The following is a 15,747-nucleotide window of genomic DNA, read 5'->3' as shown; positions in this document are numbered from 1 at the left end:
TCAGGGTGCTTTTGCCTCCAGCCCTGGCTGTATCTGCCCGGTTACAACATTCCAGAGCATAATCCGCTCCTGCCCTTTGCCAGCGATGTGGAGCGCCAACAGGTCATCCCGCACGCGGGCCATGCTCAACAGATGTTCCTCTGGCCCAAGGGCAAGGTGGGTGGTCCGTGCATCGGTTAGGGGAATGGTCGTGCCAATGGCAGGGTGCTGGGGGCTGTTCATACGGTGAATAACCACACCAACCAGTATGACCACCCCTGCGATGATCAGAAGACCCATACCCACAACAGCAGCCATAAGCGCTTTGGGTGTTTTGTAATCCTGCTCTTCCATTCAGGTACCTGCCGCTTTGTTGATGTGGGCCAGCATGGTCTGGATGACAGTTGGCAGTCCGTCAAAAATGGCCTGACCGATCAGGAAGTGACCAATATTCAACTCCCGAATTTGGGGAATGGCAGCAACAGGTCCCACGTTTTCGTAGGTCAGGCCATGGCCTGCGTGCACTTCCAGACCAAGGTTTTCTGCTTGCAGGGCAGCGCGTTGCAGGCGTTCAATTTCGCCCACCTTGCCGTGTGCATAAGCGCCGGTATGGAGTTCCACAACCTGGGCGCCGGTGGCTGCCGCAGCTTCAATCTGCTCCGCGTCGGGGTCGATAAAGAGCGATACGCGAATACCGCACGCTTTGAGCGCCTGAACCTTGGGCGTAAGGGTGGCAGAATGACTGGCGACATCCAGCCCGCCCTCAGTTGTCAGTTCCTCACGCCGTTCAGGCACCAGGCAACAGGCATGGGGGCGTAAGGTCCGGGCGATGGAGACCATTTCCTCTGTTGCGGCCATCTCCATGTTCAGGGGGGCCTCTATCTCGGCACGCAGGCGTTCCAGATCTGCATCCCGTATATGGCGGCGGTCTTCGCGCAGGTGGGCTGTTATGCCATCCGCCCCAGACTGTACGGCCAGAAGGGCCGCGGCCACCGGGTCGGGGTGCTGGCCCCCGCGGGCGTTACGGACGGTCGCAACGTGGTCAATGTTGACCCCAAGCCTTATGGCCGGTCTCATGCATGTTTCCTTCTGTTTTCGGCCAGTGTGGCGGCCAGTCTTATGGCAGCTTCCAAGCTGCGTGGGTCTGCCTTGTTCTGGCCTGCTATGTCAAATGCGGTCCCATGGTCTGGCGATGTACGGATAATGGGCAGACCCAGTGTGACGTTAACGCCCTCTGCCATATCCAGCGTTTTAAGCGGGATCAGTCCTTGGTCATGGTACATGCAAAGGGCTACATCGTACTGGCTGCGTGCATGGGGTGTAAACATTGTGTCCGCAGGTAAGGGGCCGCTGGCTGTCATCCCTTCCTGCCGGAGGGTATTGAGGGCGGGGATGATAATATTCTGCTCCTCGTCCCCCATCAGACCATGTTCGCCTGCATGGGGGTTGAGGCCCGCAAAGGCCAGCCGGGGGTGAGGAATACCAAAGTCCCGCCGGAGCCCGGCTGCAACAGTACGGGCGGTACGGATGATTAAGTCTGTAGAAAGCTGGGTAATGGCGTTGCGCAGGGCAACATGGACTGTAATGGGCACAACCTTAAGGGAAGGACCAGCCAGAAGCATGACCTCATCCCCCGGTGTTTGGCAAAGCTCTGCCAGATAACTTGTATGCCCGGGGTGGCGAAAACCCGCTCCCTGCACCACATCCTTGCTGATTGGGTTGGTGATCATGGCCGAGGCTTCACCACTCAGGGTCAGTTCCACAGCCTGACGAATACTCTCTATTACGCTCGCGGCATTCCGGCGGTCGGGTTCTCCCATAGCCGGAGGGGCTGCCAGATGCAGGGGAATAACAGGCAGGGCGTGGCTAAAAACATCTGCGCCATCCGCAAGGTAGCGAATGGGCTGCACTGGTATGCGCCGCTCCAGCAGGGATGGGTCGCCTATATAAACAAAAGCCGGACCACTCTGGCGGAGCTTTTGCCAGACTGCGGCGGTAATTTCTGGCGCAATACTGGCCGGGTCTCCCTGAGTCAGAACCAGCATGTCTGTATCTCCCTCATGCGTCTGCTGCCTTTTGGCGCGGTGCACGGGCAGCAAAACGCAGAAAAGAGAATGCGTAAAGAGGTTTAAAGCCAACAGCACGGCAGACGGGTGGAAAAACCATGGTATGGTAGCCACAAGTTGCCGTGCAGCCTGTTGGTCTGCATTCTTGTTCTTTGCGTAGGATAGGGCTACCACACCACCATGATCAGGCTCATAATTGTTGTTCCGTTCCTGCTTGCACTTGTTGTGTTCAGTGCCAGTAATCAGGACCCGCAGGATATGTGGATGCTCACATATAGCTGGAAATGTTCGCTAGGCGTGCTGGCGCTAAGCGTTGGTGCTCTGTCTTTCCTGCTTGGGGCATTCTGTCTGTGGGTGGTTGAGTTCCGGCAGGGACGCAGAGCCCGCAAGGCCGAACAGCAGGTCCGGGATCTGGAGGCACAGCTTGCGCAGGTCAAGGCTATTTTGGCCAACAGACCCGCAGTTGTTGCAGCTCCCCCCGTGGAGCAACCCGTTGTTACGCCGCAGTCTCATCTCACAGGGAGCGAAGAGCAAACCAATGTCTAAGCCAAACCGTCGCACGGGTCTTATTGTTTCCCTGGATACGCAGGACCCTGTTCAGGCCCGCCAGTGGGTCCGGGATGTGGCCCCCGTATCTGGTATTATCAAGCTGGGGCTGGAATTTACCTATGCGGCGGGTTTTCAGGCTGTAGCGGATGTTGCGCGTGGCTCCCCCCTGTTTTTGGACCTGAAGCTGCATGATATTCCCAATACGGTTGGTGCGGCAGTGCGTTCGCTCTCGCACTTGCGCCCTCGTATGCTTACCCTCCACGCATCAGGTGGCCGCGCGATGATGGAGGCTGCACGTACAGCCTGTGATCTGGCTTTTCCCGAAGGGGAGCGTCCATTGTTGCTGGCTGTTACGGTGCTGACCAGTCTGGATGATCAGGGCTTGGCCGAAACCGGGGTTATGGATGGTGCCTGTGCGCAGGTGCGGCGTCTGGCCCGTCTGGCTGTGCAGTCCGGCATGGACGGACTTGTCTGCTCGGCGCATGAGTTGAGTGTGCTGCGTGATGATCTGGGGAATGATCCGGTTATTGTAACTCCGGGCATTCGCCCCGCAGGGGCGGCAAAAGGCGATCAAAAGCGGGTCATGACCCCTGCTCAGGCGCGAGATGCCGGAGCAGACTGGATTGTGGTCGGTCGGCCCATTACCCAAGCAGCAGACCCCCATGCCGCTGCGGCTGCCATTATGGCTGAGCTGGAAGGATAAGCATGTCAGTTCCACACACCACGGGTGTAAAAATCTGCGGTCTGACGGAAGAGGCCGGATTTGATGCGTGTGTGGAGCATGGGGCTGACTGGATAGGCTTTGTGTTTTTTGCCCGCTCTCCGCGTTTTGTCACACCACAACGTGCGGCCTCACTGGCTGCGCGCGGGCCGGGGCGGGCCAAAACCGTTGGTTTGTTTGTGCATCCTCAGGATGAGGATATTGCACGGGTTCTGGAGCACGCGCCGCTTGATATCCTGCAAATTTATGCCTCGGACGCGCGTGCTCAGGATGTAGCGCATCGGTTTGGATTGCCTGTGTGGCTGTCCATTCCTGTGGCAGGGCGGGAGGAGTTGCCCACAAGCTGCCCTGTTCAACGTCTGCTTATAGAACCACGTCCGCCCAAGGATGCAACACGACCGGGGGGCAATGCCCAGAAACTGGACTGGTCTTTGCTGGCTGGGTGGGCCCCTGCTTTTCCATGGATGCTGGCAGGAGGCTTGCGGCCCGATAATGTGGCCGAGGCTGTTGGTGTAACAGGCGTGCCTGCTGTGGATGTGTCGTCCGGTGTAGAAAGTGCTCCCGGCATTAAAGATCCTGCATTAATTGCCAGCTTCGTGCAGAATGCGCGTGGGGTGAGAGAAGGCTGAAGAAAAAAATAGCAATGAGGGCGCTTTCCCTCTTGCCTGTTCTGATAATCTTGCTATTACCGTCCTCGCGCTGGAGAGATGGCCGAGCGGCTTAAGGCGCACGCTTGGAAAGCGTGTGTACGTTAATAGCGTACCGAGGGTTCGAATCCCTCTCTCTCCGCCAACCTGCTGTTTTCCCTATAAAAACAACCACTTAGACAATCCTGTAGTTACAGTGTTGTATTGTGTCGTTACATGTCCAGCGTTACATATCTGAGGATATGAACGACATGTATAATATCTTCCGCCGTGCTGGCTCACAAACGTGGAGTGTCCGCTTCCATGTGCCGCGTGATCGTCGTTCAGACGTAGGTAAGGCGTTCGGAACAAAAACCGGACATAAGGCCGAGGTCGTTAAGACGCTGGGCACAAGCGACCGCAAGGAAGCAATGGGCAGGCGTTACAAGGCGCTGGAAGACATACGCAAAGAAATAGACGTCAGACTACAGGAGATAGGCCTGCCCCCTCTGCACGGTGACTGGCAACCAGACTGGGCCTTTCCGTGGGCAGAAGACGAGCAGACTATTGCAGAGGCTCTTGAAGCCAGAAAAGAGCTTGCCAAGGCGTCAACCCGAGAAGACCAGACCGAGGAAGTATATACCGAAGACAGGAACGGATTGCCGCACCGCACCACAATACGGACAAGTGAGCGTGACCGTAAAACCAGCGATATGCTAGATGCCCTAAGTGATCGTGCAGACGCATTGCAGGAGGCTGGTGTCTCTGCTGGGCCTTACATAGACCGCTACAAGGCGATTGCTCTGGGCGAAGCGACACCCATGGGCAATCTTATAGACAGGTGGTTGCGGGATATTGACGGAACGGTCAAACAGCAAACATTGAGAGGCCACCTTCTGTCTTTCCGGCTTCTGGGTGAATATCTCTTATCCGAGGAGGGGGAGGAGGATCAGGTTGCTGATGCTGCTGCCTTTATAAGAACGGTAGCGATAGAAAGCCTATCAAGGCGTGTTATCAGTGCTTTTCCTGAATGGCTGGCTCAGAGGAAAGGCCTCCGTGCAAAGACCGTTCAGAGCCGTATAAGCCCGCTTAAGGTCTTCTGGGGCTGGGCTGAACGGAAAGGATATGTGACGGGCGTTAATCCGTGGCTCGGCGCAACGTCCGGGCTGAAAAAGCGGGCAGAACGTGAAGAGCAAACAGAAGATAAACCCTCTGCATATCAGGAGGAAGCCATACTCCGGCTTTTGCAGGCTGATCCTGATGCGGTCAAACGCTGGAAGTATGGCCCTGCCATTTTTGATCTGCTGCGCCTTGGGCTAATGACCGGAGCAAGACAGAACGAGTTATGCAGCCTTACGAGGGGCAGAGTTATCCCGCCTGAAAAGGAAGGGGGTCTCTGGGCCGTAAAGATCACCTCAGAGGTAGCCAAGACACGTAACGCCCTCCGTATCGTGCCCCTGCACCCATTTGTGCAACCGATCATTGCCCGGAGGGTAGCCAATGCCGGGCCTGATGCAGATGCACCTCTATTTTCCGAGTTGCCACCGGGGGGTGATGATAACAAGCGGTCATGGACATTCGCAAAGCGATTTGGTGATTTTCGGAAGGCGGTTCTGGGCAAGGATGATCCGCACAACTTTCACAACCTCCGAGGCACATTCATGACTTATTTTGCAACTGCTGCGGGTAATGGTGCCACTGCCTGCACAGTCCTAATACGTGATCGTCTTGTCGGGCATGTTTCTCAATCGCTGGGCGACAACACCTATGTGGGGCAATTAGATAGAAGCCTGTATGATCGTGCTGTGCTGGATATGGTTGCTCTTGGTATGCCTGAGTCTGTCAGGCGAACGCTGGCGCACGATAATGATATGGCTACCATGAACAAAAGGGCAGCATCCAAAGGAAAGAGCATGACGCTAATTCCCTCAGATACTGTCCGAGAGTGGCCTATGGTGTTAGGCGGGTGTGATAGAGCCAGTGAAGCCTAGAAGGCCCTGTGCGGACTCCTGTGAGTCTCTGAGGGCTATACGGCTTAATAGGGCGCGTATGGCTTTGCGTGACCGCCCAGTTGCACGGGCAAGCTGGTTGATAGAAACACCCATTTTATGCTGGCGCACGATGGTAGCTATTTCTGTTGCCTTGAAACGTGAAGCTGTGTGGCCTCTACCCTTCTGGGCCATGTCAGCCATATTCTCAGCTTGAGTGCCTACACGGAGGTTGTCTAGGCGGACGTTGAGGGGGTTGTCGTCAATGTGCATAACAACTTTGCCCTCTATGTCCCACCCTGCAAGCTCTGCTCTAAGGCGATGGACAGGCTGGGTTTTCCCTTTCAAATGGAGAACAGGATAACCGTCACTGTCACACGCTCCGGTCCAATGGCCTGTTTCATCCTCATAGAGCGCTATAGAGTCTTCGAGGCTTGCTCCACGGGGGCGTCTTCTTTTCTTATGAGGTGTTGCGTGGCTGTTAGTGTCAGCCGGTAGTGTTGTAAGGTTGTAGCTTGTCAATGACCTTTGGTGGGTTGTGACTACCGAAGGACACAGTGCAGCTTACAAACCTGTTACAGCCTAGTAGAACGCTAAATCTCCTTTACTCGGTGGTCAGATGATTGAGTGCTCAATGTGCTTCGCCATGGGTTGAGCTTGGCACTGGAATATGCTCAGGCCAAACAGGCAGGAGAAGGAAGCAATGCCTATTTGACCCGAACACACTGATGAAAAGATGATGATGGGTGTCACTAACAGAGAGGGACTTGATCACACTCTCTCTACCCTTACCTTAGCGGCGTTCCTCTAATAGGAGGGGTATTAGCCCCATATCCACCGTAACCCTTTGAAAACATTAAGGAATAGTGAGTTATCCACAGGTAAACACTCAGGACCAAAGGGTACCCAGAAAGGGACCCGGAGCGTTCCTTAGAGGGCCGCAGGATTTCCCCTGATAATGTTTTCGTGGCGCACCGCTGAACAACAACAACGGCTTAACCCCCATAATCTGAAGTCAACCATGAACCATACAACCATGCCGCAAGGGTACCCGTTTTGAGTCCCTGAGAGGTTCGAGAATGAGCAGGGGGGCTGTGTGAGGTGCCCAAGACACGCCCCCCTTATTGATTCATGAGCGGCATAGGACGGATTCAGAATAGAGCGTAGTTCACCCTCCGTTTATGCTGTATCAAACCAGACAACGAACGGTGACGGGAATGAAACACCATGAAGCGGGCAGTAGCCTATATCCGGGTCAGCACAGCCAAACAGGGTAAAAGCGGTCTGGGCATGGACGCACAGAGTGCAGCCATACAGAGCTTTGCACAGGCGGAGGGCTTTGACCTGATTGACGTGTTCACCGAGGTTGAGACAGGCAAGGGGAGTGATGCCCTGAGTAATCGGCCCCAACTCTGTGCAGCACTCGAAAAGGCTAGGGTGATGCAGTGCCCGGTCATTGTGGCAAAGCTTGACCGCCTGAGCCGTGACGTGGCGTTTATCGCTGGGCTGATGGTGAAGCGTGTTCCGTTCATCGTCGCGGAGCTGGGCAAGGATGCCGACCCGTTTATGCTCCATATCTGGGCCGCTATGGCCGAGAAGGAACGGTGCATGATTAGTGAGCGGACAAAGGCGGCTCTTGCTGCTGCAAAGGCCCGTGGTGTCGTGCTGGGTGGGTATAAAGGTGGGCCAGCACCAGACAACCAGAAAGGGACTCAGGCCCTCCAAGAGAAGGCTCAGGAGTTCAGGGGAAGGGTTGCTGCGGTCATTGCCCCCTTACACAGCGAAGGGCTGTCTCTGCGGGCCATAGCGGGGCGTTTAGAGGGTATGGGTATTAAGACAAGCAGAGGGAAGACAGAGTGGACCGCTGCGGCTGTTAAAAGGTGTCTTGGGTAGAATAGTTAGTATGTGAACTAAGCGGGGCAGCGTTGGGTGTGGGGCTTTCTGAGGGCTGATCTTTAATTCAGACACCAAAGACAGGAAACACAGGGCGGTGGATATTCGGTGCAAGAGTGGTCACGCACCTTATCCTCGAAAACAGCACTAGACCTGATGCCTGATGGTGCTTACTGGATTAAGGCTCTTGATTTGGTGCTGTAGTGTGTAACGACACGTCACAGCGCTGTAGTTACAATGTTTTTGGCTGTTTTCTGCGGAAAATTGCAAATGGGTGGAGAGTCCCTCTCTCTCCGCCAAATATCTAAAAGATATAATCAAGCCAACTAGTTACGAAGGCTGTGTGCCAATCGCGGTTTTGCGTGTGCCACTAGCGCAGCTTAGTCATGGCTTCCTTGGCAAGTCGTTTCTGCTCAACGGCTTGGGGTACCGTTCCACCTCAGCCAAAGTCTTGTGTCCAGTTATCGCCGCTATCTGGTGGGTGTGCACCCTACTTCAGCCAAAAGCCGCGCGGCTGCCTTCCTTAATCCGTGGGGGCTGCATTCTTTTGGAAGTCCAGCCTCTCTGCACCAGTCTGCAAAATTATTATAAAATCCATTCACCGAGAACGGCTGGCCAGAGGCCATTGCAAGAAATGTTCCCGCTCTATTTGGTTTCCATTTATTGACCTCTCTTTGAAGGGCTGGGTGAATATAGGCGTCGACTTTGCGCATGTCTTATACTCTGCGACAAAATCAGGAATGAGGATGTAAGTGGCAGTAGCAGCAGGATAATGCTGAGGATTACAGAAGAAAATTATGGCCGCAGTTGGGTGGAAGATGGGTAAAGCCTGCGGACGACTCGTTCCATGGTTAAACCCTGCACGATGATGGTGAACACGACCACGCCGTAGCAGATGGGTAGCAGGAGGGCGCGCAGTTCTCCGGGCGGTAAGCCTAATGCTAGAGAGACCGAAATACCGCCACGCAGACCACCCCATGCCAGAATGGTAAGGGTGCGACCCCGCTCCCAGTTTTGGAGATGAGCAGGAAGAGTGGAAAATAGCACACTCAATGCTCGCACAGCGATTGAGAGCGGAATAATGGCCAACGTTGCCAGGGCCGTAAACAGATGCGGTTTGATTTCGAGTAATTCAAAACCGATGAGCATGAACAACAAAACATTGAGGACCTCGTCAATCAGCGTCCATGCAATGTTGAGTTCCCTGCGCGAAGCATCATCAAACACAGAATGACTGTGGCCTGTTCCAAAATAAAGACCGGCGACAACCACAGCAATCGCACCCGACATACCAAGTTGATTGGCTATGCTGAAAGTTCCGGTCGCCAGAGCCAGTGAAGTGAGCAGATCGATATGGGGATCGTGCTGCCTCTTGAGCACAGACAGCGCGATCCATCCGGTCAGTGCGCCTAGCAGACCGCCACCAAGTGCTTCGCGGCAGAAGCTGAAGGCTATGTCCAAGGTGGTTACGCCTTGCGTGCTCCCGGTTGCCAGCCCGACTGTTACACCGAAAATGACAACACCTACACCATCATTAAACAGGCTTTCACCTGCAAAAACGGCCTGTAATGGGCCGGGTAATCCGAGGCGCTTCAGCATTCCCACAACCGAAACCGGGTCGGTGGGGGCGAGAATGGCACCGAGCACAATGCACCATGTAAAAGGCACAGCATGACCAAGCAGAGGAAAAACACACCACGCTGCAATTGCTAGAAAAGCCACAGCCAGAACAGTTCCCATAAGGGAAAGAGCGGCTACGGACATTAGTTTTTTACGTAGATAAGCAACATCCACCTGCATGGCCCCGGCAAACAGGAGGAGGGATAACGCGCCGTTCAAAAGTGCTACAGGCAGGTTGATGGCTCCTAGAACAGAGCGTGGCAGGGCCTGAAGATTATAGGCCGGGACAAGAGAGTTCAGGGCCATAACCAGCATTGATGCCAGTAATGAGAAAATCAGCACTCCAATCGTCACAGGAACACGCAACGTATGATGATTGAGAATGCTGAAGCCCGCGGCAAGGGTCAGGAGCAAAGCAAGGAGGCTAATAGTATCCATATATTACCGCTGGCTTTTTCTGTCTCTTACGTCAAGGAAAACCGGAAGTGTTCAGGTTTTACTGATAAATTCACAAACTTGGTTTCTTCCGGATTCTTTCGCATTATAAAGGGCGTTATCTGCTTCCTGAATGATAGTATCTAAATTTTTTCCTGACTGATGGTGTGTAAAACCACAGCTGATTGTAATTTTTATTGTTGTATTGTTTTTTAAAGTAAAGGTTGCACTTTCAATTTTATTGACAAGATTTGTGAAAAAGCTTTTCGAATCAATTTCTGTATTGAGATGAACAATAACAAATTCATCTCCACCAAACCGTGATAAAATATCATGCGGATGGATCAAGCTTTGCATCAGGTTCGAGATGCCAGTTAAAATAGTATCTCCAGCTTCGTGGCCATATGTATCGTTAATGGTTTTAAAGTGATCAATGTCTATGTAGGAAATGCAAAAAGGCGTACCTGATGTGCTGAGCACAGACTTCATTTTTTCATAAAAACCTGACCGATTCAGTAAATGTGTAAGAGGGTCTTTTTCGGATTTTTCAACAGCAACAGCAATTTTATTTGTTTCTTCCGTAATGTCATTCACTGTTACAATCGCACCGGATACCACACCATCGGTTATGGACTTACGAAAGCTAACGCTAAGCGACACATTCTGGTTGGAGAGAGGGGTGGCAGAAAAAGTCTCGCAATTTTTTTCTTCATTATCAAAAAAATCTTTTATTGAATCAGAGGTTTTTTCAGATATTTTTAAAATATCAGTTAAGTTTTTGCCCTGTATATTCTGGTTGCTGCACCCCAGCAGAGGCAGTGATGCACCACCAGCCCACAGGCATAAGCCATCGCGGTTAATATCAATCATGCAATCGGTAGAATTAACCATGATGAGTGCAAGCATTTGCTCTTTTTCTGCAACATTTTGAGCAAGTGTTTTATTCCTCATAAACAGAACAGAAACGGCTCTTTCGGTAAATACTGTAAAAATCAGATAGGTTTGTAAAACAGCCTGCCGCCCTAAATATCCAGCCTGCATAAGGGCAATGGGGCCTAGTAAATCAAATGTTGCTCTTGTGGCCATAACAGCAATAATCATAACAACTATTGAACCAAATATCTCACCTGAAACGAGAGAGTTTGAAATAACCAATGATGTTGTTACAAAAAGAAACGGATATTTTATTTGATGAAAAACATAGTAAGCAGCATAAAGCGTAATTGATATGGAGACTGATGCGAGGAAAGACTTTTTAAGCCCACTTTTTGCAAAATTTTTGATATTTTTAAAAAGTGTTCCATCAAGAATATAGGTAAATGGACGTGTAAAAGTAATATTGCCTAATGATAGAGCAAAAAACCAACCGGCAAAATCATTGAGGGAAAAAATCCCGGAGCTTATACCATTTGCAACTGTTCCCAATAAAGCGGATATGAAAGGGAATACAAGACCAGAATACAGATTGAATTTTATAATGTATTTATATTCTGAAAATAAAACTCCATTACCTACAAATTTAATATAGGATTTGTTGGAAAGAAATATTTGAAGTGAGCTGATGGTGGCATATAAAAGAACAACTATTCCATGGTAGCCGCAGGCGTAATGGCTAAAAGTATTTGCAAAAAAAGTGATGATGGTTATGGCATTAATGTTTTTGATTTGTTTGGAAAAAATGGCAGCAAGCATAAGGGCATCGGCTGGCCATATGGTTGAGTGCCCATCGTAATAGACAGTATAATTCATCGATATATAAGCAACTATTATGTATAATATAAAAAATATGAATAATTTTTTGAAGTCTATATTGTCTGTTTTGGATGAAAAATTAAACATTCTAGCCTGCACTGCACATATCTCTAAAGAATTTTTCTGTAGCATAGTGGGCGTAAACCAAAAATAGATTGTTTGTCTGTAAAATGCAGGGCAGCTGTTTGTAAGGAATAAAATTAAGTCATGCCGGGCAGGAGCGCCTCGGTGTTTGTCTGCGCTTATGCGCGTAACTAAGCCACAAAAAGCAGGTTATCTGGCATATGGGCTGGGTGTTTGTTGTATTTTTGCGAGCGTTTTAACCAAGATAATGGCTCATTGTGCCAAGTTACGAGGGCGTGGTTTTTGGGCCTTGACCACAATCGTATCCAGTGCGGAGAGAAAGCGCGAACGATCGGTTTTGCTAAATCCACGGGCACCAGATGTTATTACGCCAGCTGATCGCAGGTCTGTCATCAGGTTACGCATTGCCAGAGCCATACCTATTGTGTCGGCATCAAACAGTTTGCCTTTGGGGTCCAGAACATATGCGTCTTTTTCCACACAGCGGGCCGCGAGGGGAATATCTGCTGTAATAACAATATCTTTGGCGGATGCACGCTCGGCAATCCAGTCGTCTGCTATATCTGGTCCGGCATCTACCACCACACGTTCGACCAAAGGTGAATCGGGTACAACCATCATTCGGTTGGAGACCACAAAAACATGCAGACCATAACGTCCAGCTACGCGGTACACCTCGTCTTTTACGGGGCAGGCATCAGAATCGATAAAAATACGGATCATGCTTCAATCTGCCTCAATATCGGCAAAGCGGCAATCAGGGCAGGTACACTCTTAATCCTGTGGTTGAGGCTCTCGCGTTCATAAAGGGCATGATGGAGAGGGCTGGTCCCATACAGAGTTAGCTGCCATAAAAAGCTGTGATACCTAAGCGCAGAGAGTTCTGGTCAAGGCAAATGATTAGACTTTGTGAAGATAAAAGCTGTGTGGCTCTTCCTGATTTTAACTTCCATCCAGTCCGGTCCTGCTGGGGAGGAAAGTGAATATAGCAAAAATCTTTTTTTGTTGATTAGGCAGGCGTGGCAGGCTCTGCTTTTGTTGCAGAAGCAGGGTGAGCAACCATTGGTTGCGCTGGGTGTTTAAATCAGGCCAGTCAAAAGTTTAGGGATGTCAGATGCCTCTTCTCCATTTCCATGTGATCAAAGGGCGTAAGCCAGAAGAACTCCGCTTACTGCTGGATACAACCCACGAAGCCATGCTTGAAGCCTTTAAGGTGCCAGAGCGTGATCGTTATCAGATTGTATCGGAGCATGACCCAGCCCATATGATTATAGAGGATACAGGCTTAGACATCCCGCGGACCGATAAGGTCGTACTGCTTCAGGTGACCTCTCGCCCGCGCTCAAAAGAACAGATTGCAGAATTTTATAAATTGCTGGCGAAAAAGCTGGAGGCGCGGTGTGGGCTGGCACCATCCGATCTTATGGTCTCCATTGTCCAGAATGCGGATGAACACTGGAGCTTTGGGCTTGGCAGAGCTCAGTTCTTAACTGGTGAATTATAAGGTCGGTGTTTTAAGGAAAAGGCGTGTGGAAGATTATCCACACACTTACCTGCTGAGTGGTTTTACGGGCGGCCTGTAGGCAGCGATTTAAGGGGTATTCCACCCCGCAATAAACTCCGGGTCTGTTGCCAACAGGGATTCGCTCCTGCTGATGTGCCGGTGCGCATCAAAACAGCCCAAGGCAAATTCCGCTGTCCCGTCGCAATGTTTGGCGTGCTGGCCTGTAACGGCATTAAGCCAGTAAATAGCCCCTTTGCGGCGTTCACCATGTTGCCCGCCTAGCCATAAATTCCAGTGTCTGCGGGCAATCTGTCCGGCTTTATAAGGTTCAGAATTCTGGATTGCCACGGACGATGGGGCAGATGGGGTAATCACAATATCATCCGGTGGCGGTGGTGAACCAGCGAGTATGCGTAGGCTGAATGTTACGGCAATAATCGCAACCAGAGTGACCAGGCAGCCACGGATCAAGCGTGTTTCCCGCTGCAAGGCGGATTGGGGGGCATTAATGGCTGCCAGAGCTTTGGTGGCTTTTTTTTCACAGCGCGCACAGCAGTAGGGTATGTGAGTACGGTCGTGTATGTCCCGCTCGCACCATGCGCAGTGTATGCTCATTCATGTCCCCGGCAATGCGCGCCGCTTGTTTGCGGGTTAATTTACGCGCCCGATATATACGGGGGGACGCCAGTTGGCTAGCCCTCAGCCTTTCCCCCGCTGGTTTGTAGCACAGGGGAAAGTCATATTTTTGAGATGATGTGGCGGAAGGCGGATTTAGTCCCGCAGGCGGTCCAGTACACCTTGGCGCAAGGCTTGCTGGCGTTCAATTTCGTCTTCGCGCAGCTTTCGTTTGCGTGCGCGTTCTTGCTCCATGTTCATGCCAAGGTGTGCTTCCCCGCGTTCCGCGGCCAGTTGAGCCTGCCGTTCACGCTCGGCGTGGCGTGCGCGGTTACGCTCACTCTGGGTGCCGTGGCAGTGGGGGCAACTTACACCCTGTTCATAGAGAGGGGAGGATTTGTCCTCAGGGGAAAGAGGGACTCGGCAGGCGTGGCATAATTCCAGATTGCCGGGTTTAAGCCCGTGCCCGACCGTAACCCGCTGGTCAAAAACAAAGCATTCACCACGCCACAGACTTTCCTCCTGTGGAATGGTTTCCAGATATTTTAGAATACCACCTTCAAGATGGTACACCTCGTCCAGCCCTTCCGCCTTGGCAAAGGCTGTGGATTTTTCACAGCGGATGCCTCCGGTGCAGAACATGGCCACCCGTGGCTTGCGCCCTTGTGCCAGCAGGCGGTCGCGATTCTGGCGGAACCATTCGGGGAATTCGCGGAAGGTTTTGATCTTTGGGTCCACCGCTCCCTCAAACGTGCCAACTGCAACTTCGTAATCATTCCGGGTGTCGATCAGAATGGTATCGGGGTGTTCCAGCAGGGCATTCCAGTCCTTGGGGGCAATATAAGTGCCTACAATATGGTTGGGGTCCGTGCCCTCTATCCCCATGGTCACAATTTCTTTTTTCAAACGGACCTTCATGCGCAGGAATGGCATGGATGGCGCACGGGAGAATTTGACTTCAATATCCGCGCAGCCGGGCAACTGGCGGATGTGGGCCAGCACGGCCTGTATGCCTGCATCGCTCCCCGCTATGGTGCCGTTAATGCCTTCGCTGGCCAACAGCAGAATGCCCTTTACCCCGTTTTCCTCGCAGAGTGTGCGCAGGGGCGTGCGTATGCTGGCGGGGTCTTCAAAGGTGGTAAAGCGATAAAGAGCCGCCACGCAGATGGGCATATCGTCGGGGTTGGGGGCGGTCGGCGGGGCGGAGCGGGCAGTCACGATATGTTCCTTGCAGGTCTGTAAGGCGGTCCAACCCTGCCAGTGCGCTTTGCTGGCGTTGTGCCGCAAACAGCCTGACAGGCAGACATTTGCTTTAGCGGGCAGGTTCCCCACCCGACAAGTGTTTTTAATGGGTGTTTCGTCTCAGTCTGGTGGGGCTGAATCGGATAGGAACACCTATCTTTTTTGTAGTACTAAACAAACAGGGGCCAAAAACGGGCATCTGGCCACATTCACTCCATAACGAATGCGGAATGATGTTGACAGGTTCGGAACCCTGTCCTTATTCTGCAAGTGTAAAGAGTAGTTCAATCCATTTTGCACTAACCGTTTTTCATGGCGGGAATAGGCACGATCGCAAGGAAAGGCCGCATCGTTACGCAGTTTGCATAACCTATTTCGTTCCGACTTCGGAATTAGATAATGTAAACTTTGGTTTTTGGTAAACTTTGCATGTCTGGGTTTGCATGGCCCTGAAAGGATGTGTGCTTATGAAAAAGACTTATTCTGATCTGGTTTTTTTGTTTTCCGGCACTCACTTCTGCTTAACCGGAAGGAGCCTTTCATCTTCGCCAACCCATCGGGCACGCCAGTTTGTAACACCATCTACCGCAATGGATGTTGCGCCAGATAATGGATGCGCGAACAACACCCTGCTTTCTGCGGATTAAAGATTCAACGAGAGAGGCAGACCATG

At 51.8% G+C, this 15,747-nt stretch carries 16 protein-coding genes and 1 tRNA gene; 7 read left to right on the top strand and 10 right to left on the bottom strand.

From position 1 onward, the window contains the following. Genes Absy_RS09210 through pdxA form a run of 3 tightly spaced genes read right to left on the bottom strand, consistent with a single transcriptional unit; the run spans position 1 to position 2,024 of the window. Positions 1–333 (bottom strand): hypothetical protein, encoded by a 333-nt coding sequence (locus Absy_RS09210; protein WP_048854462.1) that lies wholly within the window; start codon positions 331–333, stop codon positions 1–3. Then, entirely contained in the window at positions 334–1,056 is a 723-nt protein-coding gene (locus Absy_RS09205) for a pyridoxine 5'-phosphate synthase (protein WP_048854461.1), read from the bottom strand. Continuing rightward, positions 1,053–2,024 (bottom strand): 4-hydroxythreonine-4-phosphate dehydrogenase PdxA, encoded by a 972-nt coding sequence (gene pdxA, locus Absy_RS09200; RefSeq protein WP_048854481.1) that lies wholly within the window; start codon positions 2,022–2,024, stop codon positions 1,053–1,055. The genes Absy_RS09205 and pdxA overlap by 4 nt, the downstream gene beginning before the upstream one ends. Before the next feature lie 201 nt (positions 2,025–2,225). On the opposite strand from pdxA, the gene Absy_RS09195 reads away from it, so the two are divergent. The 5 genes from Absy_RS09195 (at position 2,226) to Absy_RS09175 (ending at position 5,932) form a co-directional block, all read left to right on the top strand. Beyond that, a complete protein-coding gene (locus tag Absy_RS09195; RefSeq protein ID WP_084597064.1) occupies positions 2,226–2,591 on the top strand; it encodes a LapA family protein in 366 nt (121 codons plus the stop codon). Further along, a complete protein-coding gene (gene pyrF, locus Absy_RS09190) occupies positions 2,584–3,297 on the top strand; it encodes an orotidine-5'-phosphate decarboxylase (protein ID WP_048854460.1) in 714 nt (237 codons plus the stop codon). The genes Absy_RS09195 and pyrF overlap by 8 nt, the downstream gene beginning before the upstream one ends. Before the next feature lie 2 nt (positions 3,298–3,299). After that, on the top strand, positions 3,300–3,944 hold the full coding sequence (locus Absy_RS09185; RefSeq protein WP_048854459.1) for a phosphoribosylanthranilate isomerase: 645 nt from the start codon (positions 3,300–3,302) through the stop codon (positions 3,942–3,944). A gap of 72 nt (positions 3,945–4,016) precedes the next feature. Further along, positions 4,017–4,107, top strand: a tRNA-Ser gene (locus Absy_RS09180). A 106-nt stretch (positions 4,108–4,213) separates the two neighbouring features. After that, on the top strand, positions 4,214–5,932 hold the full coding sequence (locus tag Absy_RS09175) for a DUF6538 domain-containing protein (protein ID WP_181015899.1): 1,719 nt from the start codon (positions 4,214–4,216) through the stop codon (positions 5,930–5,932). Here Absy_RS09175 and Absy_RS13025 read toward each other — a convergent pair. Next, positions 5,900–6,277 (bottom strand): HNH endonuclease signature motif containing protein, encoded by a 378-nt coding sequence (locus tag Absy_RS13025; RefSeq protein WP_048854458.1) that lies wholly within the window; start codon positions 6,275–6,277, stop codon positions 5,900–5,902. The genes Absy_RS09175 and Absy_RS13025 overlap by 33 nt on opposite strands. Positions 6,278–7,156: 879 nt before the next feature. On the opposite strand from Absy_RS13025, the gene Absy_RS09165 reads away from it, so the two are divergent. Beyond that, positions 7,157–7,822, top strand: a complete 666-nt coding sequence (locus Absy_RS09165; protein ID WP_048854457.1) for a recombinase family protein — start codon at positions 7,157–7,159, stop codon at positions 7,820–7,822. Positions 7,823–8,292: 470 nt separating this feature from the next. Here Absy_RS09165 and Absy_RS13020 read toward each other — a convergent pair whose 3' ends face one another. The 4 genes from Absy_RS13020 to Absy_RS09150 all read right to left on the bottom strand — a co-directional run bounded on the left by Absy_RS13020 (position 8,293) and on the right by Absy_RS09150 (position 12,436). Beyond that, the gene (locus Absy_RS13020; protein ID WP_371861727.1) at positions 8,293–8,448 is read right to left on the bottom strand and encodes a hypothetical protein; all 156 of its coding nucleotides are present in this window, start codon (positions 8,446–8,448) and stop codon (positions 8,293–8,295) included. Between the two features lie 169 nt (positions 8,449–8,617). Continuing rightward, positions 8,618–9,880, bottom strand: coding sequence for a cation:proton antiporter (locus Absy_RS09160; RefSeq protein ID WP_048854456.1), 1,263 nt, complete (start codon positions 9,878–9,880; stop codon positions 8,618–8,620). A 51-nt stretch (positions 9,881–9,931) separates the two neighbouring features. Further along, a complete protein-coding gene (locus Absy_RS09155; protein WP_158319848.1) occupies positions 9,932–11,569 on the bottom strand; it encodes a GGDEF domain-containing protein in 1,638 nt (545 codons plus the stop codon). Between the two features lie 396 nt (positions 11,570–11,965). After that, positions 11,966–12,436: a YaiI/YqxD family protein gene (locus Absy_RS09150; RefSeq protein WP_048854454.1), complete on the bottom strand. Its 471-nt coding sequence runs from the start codon at positions 12,434–12,436 to the stop codon at positions 11,966–11,968. A 391-nt stretch (positions 12,437–12,827) separates the two neighbouring features. Here Absy_RS09150 and Absy_RS09145 point away from each other — a divergent pair, with 391 nt between their 5' ends. Next, positions 12,828–13,217: a tautomerase family protein gene (locus Absy_RS09145; RefSeq protein ID WP_048854453.1), complete on the top strand. Its 390-nt coding sequence runs from the start codon at positions 12,828–12,830 to the stop codon at positions 13,215–13,217. A gap of 87 nt (positions 13,218–13,304) precedes the next feature. Here Absy_RS09145 and Absy_RS09140 read toward each other — a convergent pair whose 3' ends face one another. After that, a complete protein-coding gene (locus Absy_RS09140; RefSeq protein ID WP_048854452.1) occupies positions 13,305–13,832 on the bottom strand; it encodes a hypothetical protein in 528 nt (175 codons plus the stop codon). 156 nt (positions 13,833–13,988) lie between these two features. After that, positions 13,989–15,005: an oxygen-dependent tRNA uridine(34) hydroxylase TrhO gene (trhO, locus tag Absy_RS09135; RefSeq protein ID WP_048854478.1), complete on the bottom strand. Its 1,017-nt coding sequence runs from the start codon at positions 15,003–15,005 to the stop codon at positions 13,989–13,991. Positions 15,006–15,747 lie beyond the last annotated feature (742 nt).

The sequence above is a fragment of the Acetobacter syzygii genome, from assembly GCF_000964225.1.
GTDB classification, from domain to species: Bacteria; Pseudomonadota; Alphaproteobacteria; order Acetobacterales; family Acetobacteraceae; genus Acetobacter; species Acetobacter syzygii.
Note: the sequence above shows the minus strand (reverse complement) of the source record. Positions and strands in the feature narration are given on the sequence as shown.